This window comes from Embleya sp. NPDC059213, assembly GCF_042754445.1.
In the GTDB taxonomy this organism is placed as follows: Bacteria; Actinomycetota; Actinomycetes; order Streptomycetales; family Streptomycetaceae; genus Embleya.
Genome location: NZ_JBHZAV010000110.1, coordinates 1 through 16669 on the forward strand (window position 1 = coordinate 1; position 16669 = coordinate 16669).

Below are 16669 nucleotides of genomic sequence, written 5' to 3' on the forward strand. Positions count from 1 at the left end.
ACTACGCTCGCGACCCCACGCCGCCAACTCCCCACACTCGCGACTCGCGCCGGCCGGCCCCCCCCCCCCGGGGGGGCCCCCGCGGCATTTTTCGGCCAGGACCGGACAACCCGGTTGGCCATGCATCTCGATTCGATCACATGATCGGATTGCCAACTCGCCTGTCACGGCCCCGTCGACCAGCGCGCCGCCGACCGCCACGCAGTCCTCGTCCGCGCCGCCGACCTCGCCGCCGGCCGCCGCGCCGCCGAAGGCCGAGGAACCGCCGAAACAGGACCCGGCCGCAGTCGATCCACCCAAGCAGGATCCGCGCCGACAGGATCCGCCGAAGATGGATCCGCCCAAGCCGGACCCGCCGAAGAAGGATCCTCCGGCGAAGCCTGATTCCGGGCAGGCCGGTTCGGTCCATCCCGGCGCGTTCTGCGCGCCGGTCGGCGCTCGCGGCACCACGGTCAAGGGCACGGCGATGATCTGCTCGAACAAGGCGGGCGACATCCGGGCGCGTTGGCGAGCCGCCTGACGCCGACCGAGGCACACCTTCGCGGCCGACGTGATCCGTACGGCCCGGCCCCCGGATTCGAACCGGGGGCCGGGCCCGGATGAGTACATCTACTCATGTGCACAACACCCATCCGGCCCAACACTGTTGCCATGACATCGCCGCTGCGCACCAACAACACCCATGGCTTCTTCGTCCAGGCCGCGCTGTCCTTCGGCGTGTCCGTGAGCGCGGTCATGATCGGGATCGTCTACCTCCCGGTGGACCGCTGGATCCGCGCCTTCCTCGGGCTCGGCGTGCTCTACGTCGTGACGTCCAGCATCACCGTCGCCAAGGTCGTCCGTGACCGTCAGGAGAGCGAGGCCGTGGTCAATCGGGTCGACCAGGCGCGCCTGGAGAAGTTGCTGACCGACCACGACCTGTTCAAGAACGACCTGGTCTGAACGCGGGCGGGCGGCGCCCGATTTCGCGCCGCTCCGCTACTGGCCCAGTTCCTCGATCGTCTTCAGGATCCGCTTGTCCGACACCGGCTGCGGCGTGCCCAGGGACTGGGCGAAGTAGCTCACCCGCAGTTCCTCGATCTGCCAACGCACCGCCGCCACCTCGGCCGGAATCGGCGCACCCTTGGTCTGACGGTCCATCAAATCCCGGTAGGCAGCCTGGATCTGATGGACCTTCAGCATGCGCTCGCGGTCCCGCACCGGGTCCGCCTCCAGGCGTTGCAGCCGGCGCTCCATCGCCTGGAGATAGCGATGTACGTCCGGCAGCCGCCGCCAACCCGCCCCGGCCACGAATCCCTTGTGCACCAGCGCCGTGTACTGCGCCTTCAGGTCGGCCAGCGCCGGCGCCAGGGCCGGACTCCGGGTCGCCTTCAGCCGCCCGGCGACGTTGTGCGACGCGCCCAGGATGCGCTCGACCTTGACCACGGTGTCCTCGGTCAGCCGCGGCAGCCCCGCCTTGACCCGGTCGCGCAGCCGGACGAAGCCCGCCTCGTCCCACACCGGGCCGCCCGCGTCCCGGATCAGCATGTCCGCCGCGCACGCGAGGATGTCCTCGAAGAGCGGATCGATGCCCCCGTGCGGGTTGTGACTGAGGGTCAGCTTGGCCATGTTGGGCAGCCGCCCCTGGATCTGCTTGACCGGCGACTGCACGTTCAGCAACACCAGGCGCCGCGTCCCGAGCCGCATCGCGCGCGCCTGCTCCGACTCGCTGTCGAACAGCCGGACCGCCACCGAGGCGCCCTCGTCGACCAGCGCCGGATACGCCTTGACCACCAGCGGCCCGCGCCGCTGCTCGACCACGCGCGGCAGTTCGCCGATGGTCCAGGCGGTCACGCCGGTGCGCTCGATGTCCAGCGTGCTCGCCGCCTCGGACACCGCCGCCCGCATGCGGTCGCGCAGCTTGAGCTTGAGCGCCTCCAGGTCCTTGCCCTCGGCGAGCGTGCGCCGGTCGTCGTCGAGCACCCGGAAGGTCATCCGTACGTGGTCGGGCACCTTCGACAGGTCCCACGTCTCGCGCTTGACCGGCATGCCGGCCATCCGGCTCAGCTCGCGCTCCAGCACGTCCACCAACGACCCCCGGCGGGCCGGGATCCGGGCCAGGATCGCGCGGGCGTAGTCCGGCGCGGGCACGAACCCGCGGCGGATGCCCTTGGGCAGCGCGCGGATGTACGAGGTCACCAACTCCTCGCGCAGGCCCGGGATCTGCCAGTCGAAGCCGTCGCCGGTGAGCTGGTTGAGCACCGCGACCGGGATGTGCGCGGTGACCCCGTCCGCGTTCGAGCCGGGCTCGAACTGGTAGGTCAGCCTGAGCTCCAGGCCCTCCTCGACCCACGTGTTCGGGTAGTCCTCCTCGGTGATCCCGCCCGCCTTGGCGTTGATCAGCATGGACTTCTCGAAGCTCAGCAGGTCCGGCTCGGTGCGGTGGGCCTTCTTCCACCACGCGTCGAAGTGCCGTCCGGAGACCACGTCGGCGGGGATGCGCTCGTCGTAGAAGTCGAACAGGGTCTCGTCGTCGACCATGATGTCCCGGCGCCGGGCCCGGTGTTCGAGCTCCTCGACGTCGGCGAGCAGTCGCCGGTTGGCCGCGAAGAACTTGTGGTGCGTACGCCAGTCGCCCTCCACCAGGGCGTGCCGGATGAACAGTTCGCGGGACAGCTCCGGATCGACCTTGCCGTAGCCGACCTTGCGCGCGGCCACGATCGGCACGCCGTACAGCGTGACCTTCTCGTAGGCCATCACCGCGGCCATCTTCTGTTCCCAGTGCGGCTCGCTGTAGGTGTGCTTGACCAGGTGCCCGGCCAGCGGCTCGATCCACTCCGGCTCGATCCGGCCGGCGATCCGCGCCCACAGCCGCGACGTCTCGACCAGTTCGGCCGCCATCACCCAGCGCGGCGGCTTCTTGAACAGCGCCGAGCCGGGGAAGACCGAGAAACGGGTGCCGCGCGCGCCGCCGTACTCGCGCTTGGCCGGGTCCATCAGGCCGATGTGCGAGAGCAGGCCGGAGAGGATCGCGGTGTGGATGTGCTGGGTGTTCGGCTCCTGCGGCTCACCGGTCGCCTCGATGCCCAGCGACTTGGCGGCCGAGCGCAACTGGCTGTGCAGGTCCTGCCATTCGCGTATGCGCAGGTAGTGCAGGAACTCGCTCTTGCACAACTTGCGGAACCGGCTGGAGGACAGCTCGTCGCGCTGTTCCTTGATGTAGTTCCACAGGTTGAGATATGCGAGGAAGTCGGATTCCTTGTCCGCGAACCGCGCGTGCAACTGGTCGGCGTGCTGCTGGTGTTCGACGGGTCGCTCGCGCGGGTCCTGGATGGACAGCGCGGACGCGATGATCAGCACTTCGCGGACCACGCCGTTGCGGTCCGCCTCCAGGATCATCCGGGCCAGCCGAGGGTCCACCGGAAGCTGGGACAACTTGCGGCCGACCGGGGTCAGCCGCTTGCGTACGTCCGCCTCGTCCGGGTCCAGCGCGCCCAGTTCCTGGAGGAGTTGTACGCCGTCCTTGATGTTGCGCCGATCCGGCGGCTCCACGAACGGGAAGGCGGCGATGTCGCCCAGGCCCAGCGCGGTCATCTGCAGGATGACCGAGGCCAGGTTGGTGCGCAGGATCTCCGGGTCGGTGAACTCGGGCCGCGACTCGAAGTCCTCCTCGGAGTACAGCCGGATGCAGATGCCGTCCGAGGTGCGCCCGCTGCGGCCCTTGCGCTGATTGGCGGAGGCTTGCGAGACGGCCTCGATCGGCAACCGCTGCACCTTGGTGCGCAGGCTGTACCGGGAGATGCGCGCGGTGCCCGGGTCGATCACGTACTTGATGCCCGGCACGGTCAGCGAGGTCTCCGCGACGTTGGTCGCGAGCACGATCCGGCGACCGGAGTGTTGCTGGAAGACCCGATGTTGTTCGGCGGCGGACAGCCGCGCGTACAGCGGCAGCACCTCGGTGTTGCGCAACTGGCGTTTGTTCAGCGCCTCGGCGGTGTCCCGGATCTCCCGCTCGCCGCTGAGGAAGACCAGGATGTCGCCGGCCGGCTCGCCGAGCAGTTCGTCCACCGCGTCGCTGATCGCCTGGACCTGATCACGATCGTCGGGTCGGCGCTTGGCCGCCGGCTCGTCGTCGTCCTCGTCCTCGTCGACCTCCGCGACGAGCGGGCGATATCGCACCTCGACCGGATAGGTACGGCCGGACACCTCGATGATCGGCGCGTCGTCGAAGTGTTGCGAGAAACGCTCCGGGTCGATCGTGGCCGAGGTGATGATCACCTTGAGGTCGGGCCGACGCGGCAACAACTGTTTGAGGTAGCCGAGCAGGAAGTCGATGTTGAGGCTGCGCTCGTGGGCCTCGTCGATGATCAGCGTGTCGTACTGGCGCAACAGCCGATCGTTTTGCACCTCGGCGAGCAGGATGCCGTCGGTCATCAGCTTGACCAGCGTGTTGTCGCTCGACTGGTCGTTGAAGCGGACCTTGTACCCGACCACGTCGCCGAGTTGTCCGCCCAGCTCCTCGGCGATCCGGTCACCGACCGTGCGCGCGGCGATGCGGCGGGGCTGGGTGTGGCCGATCAGTCCCTGGACACCGCGACCGAGTTCGAGGCAGATCTTGGGGATCTGGGTGGTCTTGCCGGAGCCGGTCTCGCCCGCGACGATCACGACCTGGTGATCGCGGATCGCGGCCAGGATGTCGTCCTTCTTCTGGCTGACCGGGAGGGCCTGGGGGTACCCGATCGTGGGCACGGCGGCGCGCCGGTTCGCGATCCGCGTCTCGGCGGCGTCGAACGCGGTGATCAGGCTCTCGGTCTCGGCGACCTGCTGCGGGCCCTTGCGGCTCTTGCGGGTCCGGTCGAGGCGACGGCGCAGACGGTCCTGATCCCGAAGCATCAGGTGGGGCAGGCGCGCCTGGAGGTCGGCGAGCTGAGATGTGGCTACTGGCGTTCCCATTACGGGGTCAAGGATAAGTGGCACCCCCGGGGCGCAGGCCAGTGGATTACTCCCGACGGTGATCGGCGGTGTTTCACTCCTCGATCCCCCTGTCGTGTCAATTGTTGAACGTAGAACTACTTGGTATCCTGGGCCCATGGACACCGTCTCGTCGCCGCGCGCCGTACCGCGCATGCCCGTCCTCTATCTCGGCCACGGTGCGCCGCCGCTCGCGGACGACGCGTTGTGGACCGGCCAGCTCGCCGCCTGGTCCGCCGACCTGCCCCGGCCCACCGCGATCCTGATGGTGTCCGCGCACTGGGAGGACGCCCCGATCGCGCTCGGTGCGACTCGCACGATCCCGCTGGTGTACGACTTCGGCGGCTTTCCCGAGCACTACTACCGGGTCACCTATCCGGCGCCGGGCGCGCCGGAGCTGGCGGCGCGGGTGCGGGCGCTGCTCGGGCCGGACGTGCGGGACGCGCCGGAGCGCGGGCTGGATCACGGCGCGTACGTGCCGCTGGTGGAGATGTATCCGGACGCCGACGTGCCGGTGCTGCAGATGTCGCTGCCCACGCTCGATCCGGTCGGGCTCTACCGGGTCGGCCAACGGCTCGCGCCGCTGCGGGACGAGGGCGTGCTGATCGTGGGCAGCGGGTTCTTCACCCACAACCTGCGCGGCCTGGACATGCGGCCGGAGGCGCCGGCGCCGGGGTGGTCGCGCGAATTCGACCACTGGGGCGACGAGGCGTTCCGGGGTGGTGACGTGGACACGCTGCTCGACTTCACCCACAAGGCGCCCGCCGCGCGCCTGGCGCACCCCCGGACCGAGCACTTGGCGCCGCTGTTCGTCTCGCTCGGCGCGGGCCACGAGGATCTGGACCGGCTGAACCAGGTCATCGACGGCTTTTGGTTCGGCCTGTCCAAGCGGTCCATCCAGCTCGGATGACCTGCGGGGCTGCGTCTGCTGGCTACTTCGGCGCCCAATGCTCCGAAGTAGACCAATGTCGTAAATAAACGGAACTGCGCCACGGCGCGCCACCGGAGCCGTAACGTAGCCGCATGGCTGCCAGAACCCTGCCGCAGAGCTGCGTGGGAGTCGGCTGCATGCTCGTGCGCGAGCATCTGCACACCGAACAGCCCTTCTGGGACGCGAGGTTCTTCCCGTCCGGGGGCGTGCGGGAGGACAGTGGGCTGCTCGTCGCGCTGCTGATGGCGTCGGCGCTCTACCGCGTGGCGCACACCATGGGCATGGCGGACACCGACCCCGACGCGGTGATGCGGGTCCCGGTGGTGCCCGCGCACGCGCTGCTGCGCACCGACCACGACGCGATCGAGGCGGCCCGGACCTTCACGAACCCGGCCGAACTCGACGAATTCCACACCCGGCTCACCCGGCTGCTGCCGGGCCGGGACGCGGTGTGGCCCTCGGTCCGCTGGACCGCCGAGGACCTCCTCCTGGTCTACGCCCACGCCGCGGCGACCCACCGCGTGCTCCCGACCCTGGACCCGACCCGAGCCCTGGCCGACATCGACCCGGGCCTGACGGTGGCGGGGCTGTGGGAGGACTGAGGGGCGGGCGCGGGACCGGGGCCGGGGCCGTGGTCGTGTGGTCGTGCTCGGGTTCAGGCGGGTGAGATGGTCGCCTTCCACGCGCCTCGGCAGAGGTGCAGGGTGCCGTCCGGGTCGATGACGGCCGTGGCGCCGTATTCCGGCAATCCGCCGTCGGAGAGCCATCGGCTGCGGATGTCGTCCAGGACGGTCCACAGGCGTTGCGGGCCGGACTGGTGCAGGGTCGGCGGTTCGCCGTAGCGGCCGGTGGCCCGGGCCCATGATCCGTCCTCGTGGACCATGACCGCGGTGCGGATGTCGTTCTCGGCCACCCGGTACGCGTGGTGTACGCCCGGGGCCTCCAGCGCGAAGGCCGACATCAGTCCCCAGGTGTCCTGCACGCTGACGACCGGGTATCGGCCGATGCCGACGTCGTCCCCCTCGTCGGTCCAGGCGTGCGTGGTGTCGAGCGAGGGCGGGTAGTCCTGGCCGGACCGAGTGACCATGAACCCGGCGCGCTCCTCGGTGACTTGCCCTCGGGCGCCGCCGTCGGGCGTGGCGTCGGCGGCGATGACCAGGCCGGTGCCGCCGAGGTTGGTCACCAGCCTGCCGCCCGGCCGGAGTGCGGCGAGCCAACTCGTCGGGACGCCGGGTAGGCCGACGGTGGCGACGATGCGGTCATAGGCGCCGGGTAGCGGGCCGGTGATGTCGCAGACCTGCACGTGTGGGTGACGGCCGACCCGCGCCAGGCGGTCCGCGGCGGTGTCGACGAGGTACGGGTCGACGTCGACGCTGGTCACGTGTCGATCGCCGAGCCGGTGGGCGAGCAGCGCGGTGCCGTACCCGGTGCCGGTCACGCACAACGTTTCGGCGCCGTCGGTGATCATCGCCTGGCGGTACATCGCGACGACCAGGCAGGGGAGGGTCGAGGAGGAGGTGGGGTTGCCGGTGGGGCGGTCGGTGGGGTCGGCGTGGTCGGCGTGCAGCGCGCCGAGGCGGGTGACGATGGTGCGGTTGGCGTAGGCGGTGTCGAGCCACCGGTCCGGATCGGAGACGCCGTCGCGCAAGGTCCAGCGCGACCGGTCACGATCGGCCTGCCACCAGCGGGGCACGAATTCGTGGCGGGGGATCTCGGTGATCGGCGCGTGCCAGCGCGACGAGGCGTGCACGGTGTCGGCGGCCAGCGCTGCCGCACGGGATTTCCAGTCCATGGGCCTGCTTTCGTCTTTCGTCGGATGTTGTGCGGCCGTCAGGCGTTGCGGACGCCGGGATTGGGCGCGCAGGAGTCGGACTTCGGTTGGCACGGGGGATCGGCGAGTCGTCGCGGGATGGACTTCGCCAACGCTCGCCAGGGTTGACCGCCGATGATGGTTTCGAGGGATTGGGTGTGTGCGTTGCCGGTGACGACCTGGGCGGACATCGGGCAGGCGGAGACGTCCCCGTCGGGGCCGATGGCGATCTGGCCGTCGGTGCAGTGGCCGCACAACTGGCCTGGGTCGAGGGCGTCGCCGACGGCGGCGCGGCCGATCGCGCGTTGCCGGTCGATTCCGATGCGCGTCACGCCCAGGGCGCGGAGTTCGGCTTCGGCCTCGGTGATGCGTTGGCCTTCGAGGATGTCGACTATCGAGGCGCGCAGCGGGATGCGGTATTCCACGGCTTTGCGGACGTTGGCCTTGGTGCGCTCGTAGGAACCGCGTTGCCGGGTGATCTTCTCGTGCTGGGATGCGAGGTCGCTGTAGTAGGAGAAGCCGAGGCTCACGCCGTCGTGCCGGAAGGTGGCCCAGTGGGGTTCGCGGACGTGGATGAGGTTGCTGAACACCTCGACCCACATGCCGAGCTTCAGGGCGTGGTGGACGAGGTCGGGCAGGTTCGGGTTCAGTGTGGCTTCTCCGCCGGAGATCTGGGTTTGCGTCGCGCCCAGGGCGGCTCCTTGGTCCAGGACGGACAGCCAGTCGGTGAGCGCCATACTGCCGGCGGTGCCCTGCGGGCCGGACTTGTTGAAGCAGTGCACGCAACTGGCCTGGCAGGCATGGGTGATCGTGAGTCGGACCACCTTGAGGCGTTGGGTGGCGGCCGGTGGGGTTTGCTGGTCGAGGGCTGTGGTCACGCGCGTTGTTCCCTTCGGTGATGTCGTGCCGGGACTTGTTTCCGATGCACGGCACATCACTCAGTGTGTTCGAAAAGTCGCACACTGTCCGGATTTTGGGCGGTTGTCACGCTGAGGCGGCGGCATGCGTTCGCATGAGTGGGCGGGCCGGCGTGGTGGTGGAGTCGGGGCGTCGGGTCGGGCCGGCCCGCCGAAGGGCGGCCACGTCCGGAAAGGCACTGGCCCGAGGCGGCAGCCGCGATGCGGAGGTCGTGCCACGAGGGGCGGTGCTCCCTGGTTGTGCGACCGCATGGACAGTGCTGGGACGTGCGGGTGCCGAACGTGGCGACGACGCCGACCCACCAGTTCGCGACGGCCAGGCGATACATCTCGGGCGGGAGGGCCGTGTGTACGGGAGCCAAGTGGGCCAGGTGGACGGCCAGGTTCGTGCCGAACCCCACCAGGGGCGGGTATTCGGGGACGAGGGTGTGCCACACACCTCGATCGGTGACGACGATGCCGTCCGGCGCGGCGGTGACGACTCCCAGGGTCAACGGTGGCGTGTCGACCGGTCTCCCGGTTGCGTTGACGAACACCCCCTGGGCGTCGACGGAAGGCGCCTCGTACGCCGGGAAGACTGCGGAGAACCCGGTCGCGGGGTGGATGAGGGACAAGGGGCCGGTGGTGTGGCTGCCGATGGGCGAGGTGTGCAGCCTCGCGTCCGGTTCGCCGAGCGCGAGCGGCACGGTCTCCAGCCAGGCGCGGCAACCGGATTCATGTTCGAGGGTGCGCGAGACGTGTTCTCCCGGTACGACCCACTCGAAGACGGCTCGGCCCAGGTTCGAGCCGGGCAGCAGGGTCGACTCCGCGAGGCGAAGCGCCGGCAGGAACAGGCGGGCGACATCCCCGGCATTGGTGAACGCGACTCCTTGGGCGGGGGACAGGCGGTGGATGCCGACGGTGGAGGGCGTGCGGGACATAAAGGCTCCAGCGGGTGGGCGCGGTGGCGGATCCGGGCGGGAAGGCGGCACGGTGGGGCGAGAGTCCGCCGGGACGGCAAGTCGCCGCATTGGAGAGGGAGTTGGGCCTCGCGTCGATGCAGGGTGGAATGTGCGACGGGAGGCCCGCGCCGGCGCAGCTGGTGGGAGTGGTGCAGGCAGCTCAGCTCTGAGATGACGTGTCGTCAGGAATGGTGCTGTGTCTCGGCTTTCGAACGACCACCGTGGCCATCGCCGCCCAGGGCGCCGAGTCGGTGGGCCGCTCAGAGGTGGCTCGTGGGCTCGGCAAGCCCACGACGACCTGGTCACCGGCGAGCCGAACCACGATGCCGCGACGGCGGTACGGCGGTTCGGGCGACTGGGATTCGATGACCGACCCGTAGTTGGGCGGATGTTCGGATGCCGGTCGCTTCGGTCGCTCGCTCACGACGCGAGGGCCGATTCCTCGGAATCCGGCGGCGGAGCGGGACAGCACAGGCGCACCGCGAGGAAGTGCGGATTGGCCGAGGTCGGCAGTTCGAAGACGGCCCGGACGCACTTGGATGTGCCGTCGGTCAGCCATGAGACGGCGTCGGCAGCGCTCACAGGGAGGCAGTCATGGCGAGCACACGCGGTTCGGTCACCGGCGGCAGCGTCGTTGGGCAACGCACGCTCGGTGCGATGCTCAAGGCGGAACGCAAGCGAGTGCGCGGAAGATCGCTGAAGTGGGTCGTGGAGAAGACCCAAAGCGCCTTCTCGGTCAGCCGGTTGAGCCGACTCGAGAACGGAGACGCCAAGCCGACGCGTGATGACGTCAAACTTCTTCTCAAGCTTTACGGTGTGCCGAAGGATCAACAGGGTCGCTTCTACGAGTTGTTGCCTGCGGAGGGCGCGCTGCCAAAACCGCACCTGTGGTACGAGGCGTACGGTTCGATCCTGAGCGCGGACTTGTACCAACGCATCGCAATCGAGCACGAAGCCGTCCGGTCCCAGGAATATTTGCCTCTCGGCATTCCTGGCCTGCTCCAGACTCGGGACTACGCCGCGTTGACCCAGCACGGCGCCTACCTGGCCATGGGTGCCGACGAACGCGCGGACCACACGCGAGTACGAATGCTTCGGCAGGAACGTCTTGACGGTTCCGAACCCCTCGTGCTGACCGCCTACATCACCGAGGCGACGCTCTTGTTGACCGCTGGTGCGGGACCGGAGCTGATGGCGGCTCAGATGCAACGCCTCATCGATGAGGTCGACCGCTCGAACATCACGATTCGCGTCGTGCCCAACAGCGCCGGTCTCAAGGCCATGTACCCCTGCGGCATCAACCTTCTGGAGTTTGGTGACGCCAGCAGCTCGGTCGTATACCTGGACGTAGTCGGCGGGAGTGTCCTGCGCGACAATGAGCGCGACATCCAACGCACACTGCGAGTGTTCGAGGAGTTGGACAGGCAGGCGTTGCCACAGGAGAAGACCCTCGAACTTCTTCACCGAAAATTGAGAGAGATTTCGTGATCCAGAACAGGCACCCCGATGCGCCTTGGCGCAAGTCCACCCATTCGGGAGAGGGCAACGGCTGCGTCACCGTTGCACCGCTCGACTCGACCATCGGCGTCAAGGACAGCAAGCTCAATGCCAGCCCTGTTCAGGAGTTCGCCCCCAGCGCATGGGAGCAGTTCCTGAGCGATGGGTTCCGTTGACATAGAGCGCGGCGGACCGTCGCCCAAAGATCACCTGGAGGGCGGCCCCCGGGTATAGGGGGCGTCCTCGTCTGCGTCACCGTATCTGCCGGCGTTGACACGTTTTGGCCGCCATTCTTCGCGGTGCGCGATTGACGTTCCGCGCGTGGCACCCGTGCGTTGCACAGGCGACGGCGCACTCGGCCACCCGGCTGGTGCGCCGTACGAGCGCGTCCACATCACCGCCGGCGTGCGCCGCGTTCCCGCAGCCTGGATCGAACAGGTCGGCGACAGCGCCACCATCGTCATGCCCTGGGGTACCGACTACACCCCTCACGACCAGATTCTCAGGCTTACCAAAACCGAACCCGGACGCGCGTGTGGGCCGTTCGTTCTACCGTCCTCATTCATAAAACTCCGCGACCAACGTCACGGATATCCCGAGACGTCTCTCCCGGACGACTGGACCGACAACGCGCGCGAGTCCACCCCCGACATCGACATCGGCGATATCACGGGCGGAGCCTACGACCCCGTGCAATTCGTGATCGGCCTCCACGTTCCCAACTGCGTTCCGGACCCCGTACCGGGCACCCTGTGGTTGTACGCCCCCGACATGGGAGCGGGCCCGTCCATTGCAGCGGCCACCTTCGCCGACGGCTACAAGTCCGCCGCGTACGAAGCCGGCCCACGAGACCTGTGGACCGAGGTCCAAGCGGCCTACCACCGCTGGACGAACGCCGGCCAACCACCCGCGCACGCCTTCGGCTTGACCGTCACCGTCGCGGACGACGGCACGGTATGCCAACGCCCGTGGTTCAAGTCCCCCGACAACGAACTCCACGCACCGTGGAAGTCCCCGCAGTAGCAAGGAGTCACGGTTCACCGCGCGCATCGACTCGGGCCTGGTGGACTGGCGCAGCGACTACGGCCGTCACCGGTACAGCGTCATGGAACTCCCCGAACCCGTGGCCCGGGCCACCATCCGGTACATGCGCGACCAGCGGCTGTCCTACGGAGCCCTGGATTTTGCCCTTACCGCGTCCGGGAGTTTCTTCGATCCGGGACGGTGCCCTGTTGCGGCGTCGTCTCACCGACGAACTCGCCGCCCGCGGGGATCTGCGCACGCCGGCGTGGCGCGTGGCTGTGGAGTCGGTGCCCCGGGAGGTGTTCGCGCCCGAGTGGTTCGAGCGCGTGGACACCGAGCGGGGCACGATGTGGGCTCCCGTGGTCGGAGATGCCGCGACGTTGGCCCGGGTGTACGAGGACGTCACTCTGGTCACCCAACTCGACAACGGAGTTCGTCCCGGGGACGCGACCGGGCCCGTCTTCGGCGTGCCGTCGTCGTCGACGTTGCCGGGCCTGGTCGTGGGGATGCTGGTGGGCGACGGCCCGCAGTTGGACCATGTCCTGGACGTCGACGGCTCCTTCGCGACGCTGTTGCCCCAGCGGGATGGGTCGTGGCGGGTCCGCGAAGGAGGCCCTCGTCGCCTCTGGGACCTCGCCGAGCGGGCTGCGGCCGCATGGCGGGTGCAGCGCTCACCCGCCGTCGACGCCTTCCGCCTGTCGATCACGCCCGATCGACAAACCGTCCACCTTCCCGACAATTCCCTGACCTGGGACCTGCCTCGCGGCTGAGTTCGCCGCTCGGCGGGGCGCCGGCCGGGCGCGGCCGTCCCTGGCCGACCGGGAGCCGCGCCAGGGGCGGGAGTGGCGTGGTTGACCCTCACGTGGCGTCATGGCGCATTGTCGGGGGTGTGGAAGAGCACCTGACCGTGGGGCGGGTGGCCGAGTTGGCCGAAGTGACCGTCCGCACGCTGCATCACTACGACGAGATCGGCCTCGTGCGGCCGTCCGCGCGGACCGCGGCCGGGTATCGGGCCTACGCCGTGGCGGACGTCGAGCGACTGCGGGAGGTGCTGGCCTACCGGCGGTTGGGCTTCGGGTTGCGCGAGATCGCCGATCTGGTCGACGACCCGGCCACCGACGCGGTCGCGCACCTGCGCCGACTGCGCGGCCTGCTGCTGGATCAGCGGGACCGCGCCGCGGGCATGGTGACGGCCATCGACAAGGAACTGGAGGCACGGGCGATGGGGATCAGGACCACGCCGGAGGAGCAACTGAGAGGGTTCGGGAAGCAGTTGTACGACACCATCGGGTCCGCCTACCCGGCGACGCGGCGCACCGAGCCGCGGATCGCCGCGCGGGTCTGGGAGGCGCTCGGGGACGCGCGTACGGTGCTCAACGTCGGGGCCGGCACCGGCTCCTACGAGCCTCCCGACCGCGAGGTCACGGCGGTGGAACCGTCCGCGGTGATGCGGGCGTTGCGTCCCGCCGGTGCGGCGCCGTGTGTGGCCGCCGGCGCGGAGAGCCTGCCGTTCGAGGACCGGTCGTTCGATGCCGCGATGGCGTTCAGCACCGTTCATCACTGGCAGGACCCGATCGCCGGGCTGCGCGAGATGCGCCGGGTGGCGCGTCGTGTGGTGGTGTTCACGCACGACGCCACCGACACCGGCTGGCTGCACCGGTTCTGGCTCACCCGCGACTACCTGCCCGAGGTCGCCGGTCTGGTCACCGGTCGGCCCTCGGTGGATCGGCTCGCCCGCGCGATCGGGGCTCGGATGGAGCCGGTGCTCATCCCGTGGGACTGTGCCGACGGCTTCTTCGAGGCGTACTGGCGCCGACCCGAGGCGTACCTGGACGAACACGTGCGCCGCGCGATATCGGTCTGGACCAGGGTCGGGCCGCAGGCCGAGAAGCGCGCGGTGGACGCACTCCGCGCCGACCTCGCCTCGGGCCGGTGGGCCGAACGCAACCCCGATCTGGTCGACCTCGACGCGGCCGAGCTGGGTCTGCGCCTGCTCGTGGCCTGAGTCGTCGGGGAACGCGACCCCGATCCGGCGCGCAAATCGGGGCCGCGTCGGCGCCGCGGCTCAGCCCTCGTCGGCCGGCGTCAGGTCGCTCTCGTAGTGCACGATCGTCGGCGGGACGGCGAAGAACTCGCCGACGATGGCCCGCCACTGCGGGAAGAGGTCGGATTCACGGAAGCCGACCGTGTGCGCCTCCAGGGTCTCCCAGCCGATCAACAGCAGGAACGAGGTGGGGGACTCGACCTGGCGGACCAGGCGGGCCCAGCGGAAGCCGGGAGACTTGGCGACGACCTCGCGTCCGCGCAGGAACGCGGCCTCGAAGTCCGCCTCGCGGCCCTCCGTGACGGTGATGTCCGCGTGTTCGATGATCATGGCAAGCTCCGTGCTTCGTCGGATCGGGTCAAGGCGACACCAGGATATGGATCATGGCGAACCGCCCCGGCGTCGAGCGTGCCGGGGCGGTTCGTCGGTGCCGACGAGCGAGCGTCGACGGCCCGGTCCTAGCTGAACCAGTGCCGCTTCTTACGGGTGAGCTGGTAGCCCAGGATGCCGAACACGACCGCGACGAAGGTCGCCATCGCGGTCCAGAACCAGCGCGCGTTCGGGCCGTCCATCCAGTCCCACTGGTACCAGTGGTCCTCTTCCTGGTCCCAGGCCACCGACCGGGTGTCCGCGGTCTGGCCGCTCTTGAGCACCGAGCCGGCCTTGGTGATCGGCACCAGCGGGTCGGCGAGCCTGCGGTCCGAGGTCGGCACCTGGTCGTCGCCGTCCTTGGTGTCCACCCGTACGGTCACCTTGGTCGCGGCGCCCGTGTCCAGGGCGGGCACGTCCATCGCGGCGATCCGGACGAAGTACATCCCGGGCAGCGGGTCGGTGGACCACGGCTCGGCCCAGTCGCGCACCGTGCGCGGGGTGCAGGTCAGGGCGATCTTGTTGTCGGTCTTCTGCGCGGTGGCGACCTGCTTGCCCTCGACGCACGGCTGCCGCCGGCGCAGGCCGTCGTAGATCTCGATCCGGTAGGTCACCGGGCCGCTGCGCGCATTGCCCGAGGCCAGCTCCAGGTCCACCTTGGCGTGGATCTCCTTGCCCGCCTTGGCCGGGAACTGCCAGTACAGGTACTCACCTTGGGAGGCCGACCAGCGCGCCTCCTCGCCCAGCTCGAGCGTGCCCGCACCCAGGAACGAGGTGCCCGGCGGCGTGTCCTGGTCGGCCATCGCCGGGCCCGCGAACAACGTCACACCCACGAACGCCGCGGCGACCGCCGCCAACGCCCGCTTCATTCCACGGATCGCGCCCGTCATGACATCGCCTTTCCGAGAGCCTTGAACGCGCGACGCAGCCAACCGGCCAACAGCCCGGCGATCAGGCCGAATCCGGCGAGTACGCCGAGGAACACCCAACCCCGGCCCAGGCCGTGCACGTTCGCGGCCTTGCTGTCGGTGGCCTTGACCAGGTCCACCGTCAACTCCAGCGGCAGGCCCGGCTTGGTGGCCACATTCGGCTGCGCGGCGAACGCGTTGGTGACGACCAGGCAGATCGTCTTCGTCTTCGCGTTGTCGCTGTCGGTCTTGTACGGGTAGCGCAGACCGGCGGACTGCACGTCGGTACGGCCGTTGCCGGCACCCGCGTTGCCGACCAGTTCGCGGCCGTCCTCACTGAACGCGGTGACCGTCACGTCGTAGTCGCGCGCGACCTTGCGGTCCGCGCCGACCGTCGCGGTGGCCCGCAACTCCTGGTTGGGCTTGAGCGGCACCTTGTACCAGAGGTGCTGGCTGAACTCCTCGCGGTCGCTGTACACGCCGGGTGCGAGCAACGGCGCGTCCTGGCAGCCGTTCGGGCTGCCCTTGACCGACGCGGGCGTCTCGTCCGCCTCGCGCACCGCGCGCTTGACGATCTGCTGGACCTTCTGCGACAGCTCGTCCGCGTTCAGCACCGAGGTGTAGGTGCCGCCGGTGGCCTCGGCGATGCAGGAGAGCTGACGGCGGGTGTTCTCGTCCGGGACCAGGCCCAGCGTGTCCACGATCAGGTTGAGTCCGGACGCGGCCAACTCGCGCGCCACGTCGCACGGGTCGGGCGGCGCGCAGGTCTCCTCGCCGTCGGTGATCAGCACGATTCGGCGGCTGCCGGCTCCGGTGCCCAGGTCCTTGGCGGCCTCGCGCAACGACAGTGCGATCGGAGTCCAGCCGGTCGGCGCCAACTTGGCGATCTCGTTCTTGATCACGACCTTGTTGGGTCTGCCGACCGGGGCCAGTTGCTGGGTGTCCACGCAACCCTTGGCCTTGTCGTTGCCCGGGTACGTGGCACCCAGCACCCGGACGCCGAAGTCGGCCGGCTCCGGGACACTGTCCACGACCTCGTTGAAGGCCTTCTTCGCGGCGTCCATGCGGGTCATCCCGCCGGCGTCGTTGGCCTTCATCGAACCGCTCACGTCGAGGACCAGCTCGACTTTCGGCGGTGGCCCGGTCGGATTCGTCTCGTCGGCCATCGCGGACGGTGCGGAACCGCCCACGACAGCCAAGGTCGTCAGCAGGCCGATCACACCGGCCCCGACCTTTCGCATCTTGATCGTCACGGGGGAGGATCCTACGGATCTAAACG

17 protein-coding genes are annotated in these 16669 nt (G+C 69.3%); 9 read left to right on the plus strand and 8 right to left on the minus strand.

Annotated features, from left to right (window positions below):
* Positions 1-331: 331 nt before the first annotated feature.
* Together ACFXMF_RS31690 and ACFXMF_RS31695 are read left to right on the plus strand one after the other, a co-directional pair.
* Complete coding sequence (locus ACFXMF_RS31690; RefSeq protein ID WP_380020888.1) at positions 332-520, plus strand: hypothetical protein; 189 nt, start codon at positions 332-334, stop codon at positions 518-520.
* Positions 521-651: 131 nt separating this feature from the next.
* Complete coding sequence (locus ACFXMF_RS31695) at positions 652-942, plus strand: YiaA/YiaB family inner membrane protein (protein WP_360312614.1); 291 nt, start codon at positions 652-654, stop codon at positions 940-942.
* Between the two features lie 36 nt (positions 943-978).
* Here ACFXMF_RS31695 and hrpA read toward each other — a convergent pair whose 3' ends face one another.
* On the minus strand, positions 979-4932 hold the full coding sequence (gene hrpA, locus ACFXMF_RS31700) for an ATP-dependent RNA helicase HrpA (RefSeq protein ID WP_379991499.1): 3954 nt from the start codon (positions 4930-4932) through the stop codon (positions 979-981).
* Positions 4933-5068: 136 nt separating this feature from the next.
* On the opposite strand from hrpA, the gene ACFXMF_RS31705 reads away from it, so the two are divergent.
* Both ACFXMF_RS31705 and ACFXMF_RS31710 read left to right on the plus strand, forming a co-directional pair.
* Positions 5069-5860 carry a class III extradiol ring-cleavage dioxygenase gene (locus tag ACFXMF_RS31705; protein WP_360312618.1) on the plus strand — a complete coding sequence of 264 codons (792 nt, stop codon included), beginning with the start codon at positions 5069-5071 and terminating at the stop codon, positions 5858-5860.
* A 113-nt stretch (positions 5861-5973) separates the two neighbouring features.
* Positions 5974-6483 carry a hypothetical protein gene (locus ACFXMF_RS31710; RefSeq protein WP_379991500.1) on the plus strand — a complete coding sequence of 170 codons (510 nt, stop codon included), beginning with the start codon at positions 5974-5976 and terminating at the stop codon, positions 6481-6483.
* 53 nt (positions 6484-6536) lie between these two features.
* Here the strand turns inward: ACFXMF_RS31710 and ACFXMF_RS31715 are convergent, their stop codons facing one another.
* From ACFXMF_RS31715 to ACFXMF_RS31730, 4 genes are all read right to left on the minus strand, one after another.
* Positions 6537-7673 carry a protein-L-isoaspartate(D-aspartate) O-methyltransferase gene (locus ACFXMF_RS31715; RefSeq protein WP_379991501.1) on the minus strand — a complete coding sequence of 379 codons (1137 nt, stop codon included), beginning with the start codon at positions 7671-7673 and terminating at the stop codon, positions 6537-6539.
* Positions 7674-7711: 38 nt separating this feature from the next.
* Positions 7712-8569 carry a radical SAM protein gene (locus ACFXMF_RS31720; protein ID WP_379991502.1) on the minus strand — a complete coding sequence of 286 codons (858 nt, stop codon included), beginning with the start codon at positions 8567-8569 and terminating at the stop codon, positions 7712-7714.
* Between the two features lie 56 nt (positions 8570-8625).
* Positions 8626-9528: a hypothetical protein gene (locus tag ACFXMF_RS31725; protein WP_379991503.1), complete on the minus strand. Its 903-nt coding sequence runs from the start codon at positions 9526-9528 to the stop codon at positions 8626-8628.
* A gap of 441 nt (positions 9529-9969) precedes the next feature.
* Positions 9970-10131 carry a hypothetical protein gene (locus tag ACFXMF_RS31730; protein WP_379991504.1) on the minus strand — a complete coding sequence of 54 codons (162 nt, stop codon included), beginning with the start codon at positions 10129-10131 and terminating at the stop codon, positions 9970-9972.
* Between the two features lie 12 nt (positions 10132-10143).
* On the opposite strand from ACFXMF_RS31730, the gene ACFXMF_RS31735 reads away from it, so the two are divergent.
* The 5 genes from ACFXMF_RS31735 (at position 10144) to ACFXMF_RS31755 (ending at position 14074) form a co-directional block, all read left to right on the plus strand.
* Positions 10144-11037, plus strand: a complete 894-nt coding sequence (locus ACFXMF_RS31735; protein ID WP_360312630.1) for a helix-turn-helix transcriptional regulator — start codon at positions 10144-10146, stop codon at positions 11035-11037.
* Complete coding sequence (locus tag ACFXMF_RS31740; protein WP_360312632.1) at positions 11034-11222, plus strand: DUF397 domain-containing protein; 189 nt, start codon at positions 11034-11036, stop codon at positions 11220-11222. Before ACFXMF_RS31735 ends, ACFXMF_RS31740 begins: the two co-directional genes overlap by 4 nt.
* Positions 11223-11367: 145 nt before the next feature.
* Positions 11368-12069: a hypothetical protein gene (locus ACFXMF_RS31745; protein WP_379991505.1), complete on the plus strand. Its 702-nt coding sequence runs from the start codon at positions 11368-11370 to the stop codon at positions 12067-12069.
* Positions 12070-12278: 209 nt separating this feature from the next.
* The gene (locus ACFXMF_RS31750; RefSeq protein ID WP_379991506.1) at positions 12279-12839 is read left to right on the plus strand and encodes a hypothetical protein; all 561 of its coding nucleotides are present in this window, start codon (positions 12279-12281) and stop codon (positions 12837-12839) included.
* A gap of 119 nt (positions 12840-12958) precedes the next feature.
* A complete protein-coding gene (locus ACFXMF_RS31755; protein ID WP_360312638.1) occupies positions 12959-14074 on the plus strand; it encodes a MerR family transcriptional regulator in 1116 nt (371 codons plus the stop codon).
* A 60-nt stretch (positions 14075-14134) separates the two neighbouring features.
* Here ACFXMF_RS31755 and ACFXMF_RS31760 read toward each other — a convergent pair whose 3' ends face one another.
* The 3 genes from ACFXMF_RS31760 to ACFXMF_RS31770 form a co-directional block, all read right to left on the minus strand.
* The gene (locus tag ACFXMF_RS31760; RefSeq protein WP_379991507.1) at positions 14135-14443 is read right to left on the minus strand and encodes an antibiotic biosynthesis monooxygenase family protein; all 309 of its coding nucleotides are present in this window, start codon (positions 14441-14443) and stop codon (positions 14135-14137) included.
* Positions 14444-14571: 128 nt separating this feature from the next.
* Positions 14572-15372, minus strand: coding sequence for a peptidase (locus ACFXMF_RS31765; RefSeq protein ID WP_360312642.1), 801 nt, complete (start codon positions 15370-15372; stop codon positions 14572-14574).
* Positions 15369-16643, minus strand: a complete 1275-nt coding sequence (locus ACFXMF_RS31770; RefSeq protein WP_360312644.1) for a VWA domain-containing protein — start codon at positions 16641-16643, stop codon at positions 15369-15371. Before ACFXMF_RS31770 ends, ACFXMF_RS31765 begins: the two co-directional genes overlap by 4 nt.
* Positions 16644-16669 lie beyond the last annotated feature (26 nt).

Bases quoted from the DNA above. Each gene is read 5' to 3' on its own strand.
- ACFXMF_RS31690 (WP_380020888.1), top strand. From the start codon at position 332: ATGGATCCGCCCAAGCCGGACCCGCCGAAGAAGGATCCTCCGGCGAAG.
- ACFXMF_RS31695 (WP_360312614.1), top strand. From the start codon at position 652: ATGACATCGCCGCTGCGCACCAACAACACCCATGGCTTCTTCGTCCAG.
- hrpA (WP_379991499.1), bottom strand. From the start codon at position 4,932: ATGGGAACGCCAGTAGCCACATCTCAGCTCGCCGACCTCCAGGCGCGC.
- ACFXMF_RS31705 (WP_360312618.1), top strand. From the start codon at position 5,069: ATGGACACCGTCTCGTCGCCGCGCGCCGTACCGCGCATGCCCGTCCTC.
- ACFXMF_RS31710 (WP_379991500.1), top strand. From the start codon at position 5,974: ATGGCTGCCAGAACCCTGCCGCAGAGCTGCGTGGGAGTCGGCTGCATG.
- ACFXMF_RS31715 (WP_379991501.1), bottom strand. From the start codon at position 7,673: ATGGACTGGAAATCCCGTGCGGCAGCGCTGGCCGCCGACACCGTGCAC.
- ACFXMF_RS31725 (WP_379991503.1), bottom strand. From the start codon at position 9,528: ATGTCCCGCACGCCCTCCACCGTCGGCATCCACCGCCTGTCCCCCGCC.
- ACFXMF_RS31735 (WP_360312630.1), top strand. From the start codon at position 10,144: ATGGCGAGCACACGCGGTTCGGTCACCGGCGGCAGCGTCGTTGGGCAA.
- ACFXMF_RS31760 (WP_379991507.1), bottom strand. From the start codon at position 14,443: ATGATCATCGAACACGCGGACATCACCGTCACGGAGGGCCGCGAGGCG.
- ACFXMF_RS31765 (WP_360312642.1), bottom strand. From the start codon at position 15,372: ATGACGGGCGCGATCCGTGGAATGAAGCGGGCGTTGGCGGCGGTCGCC.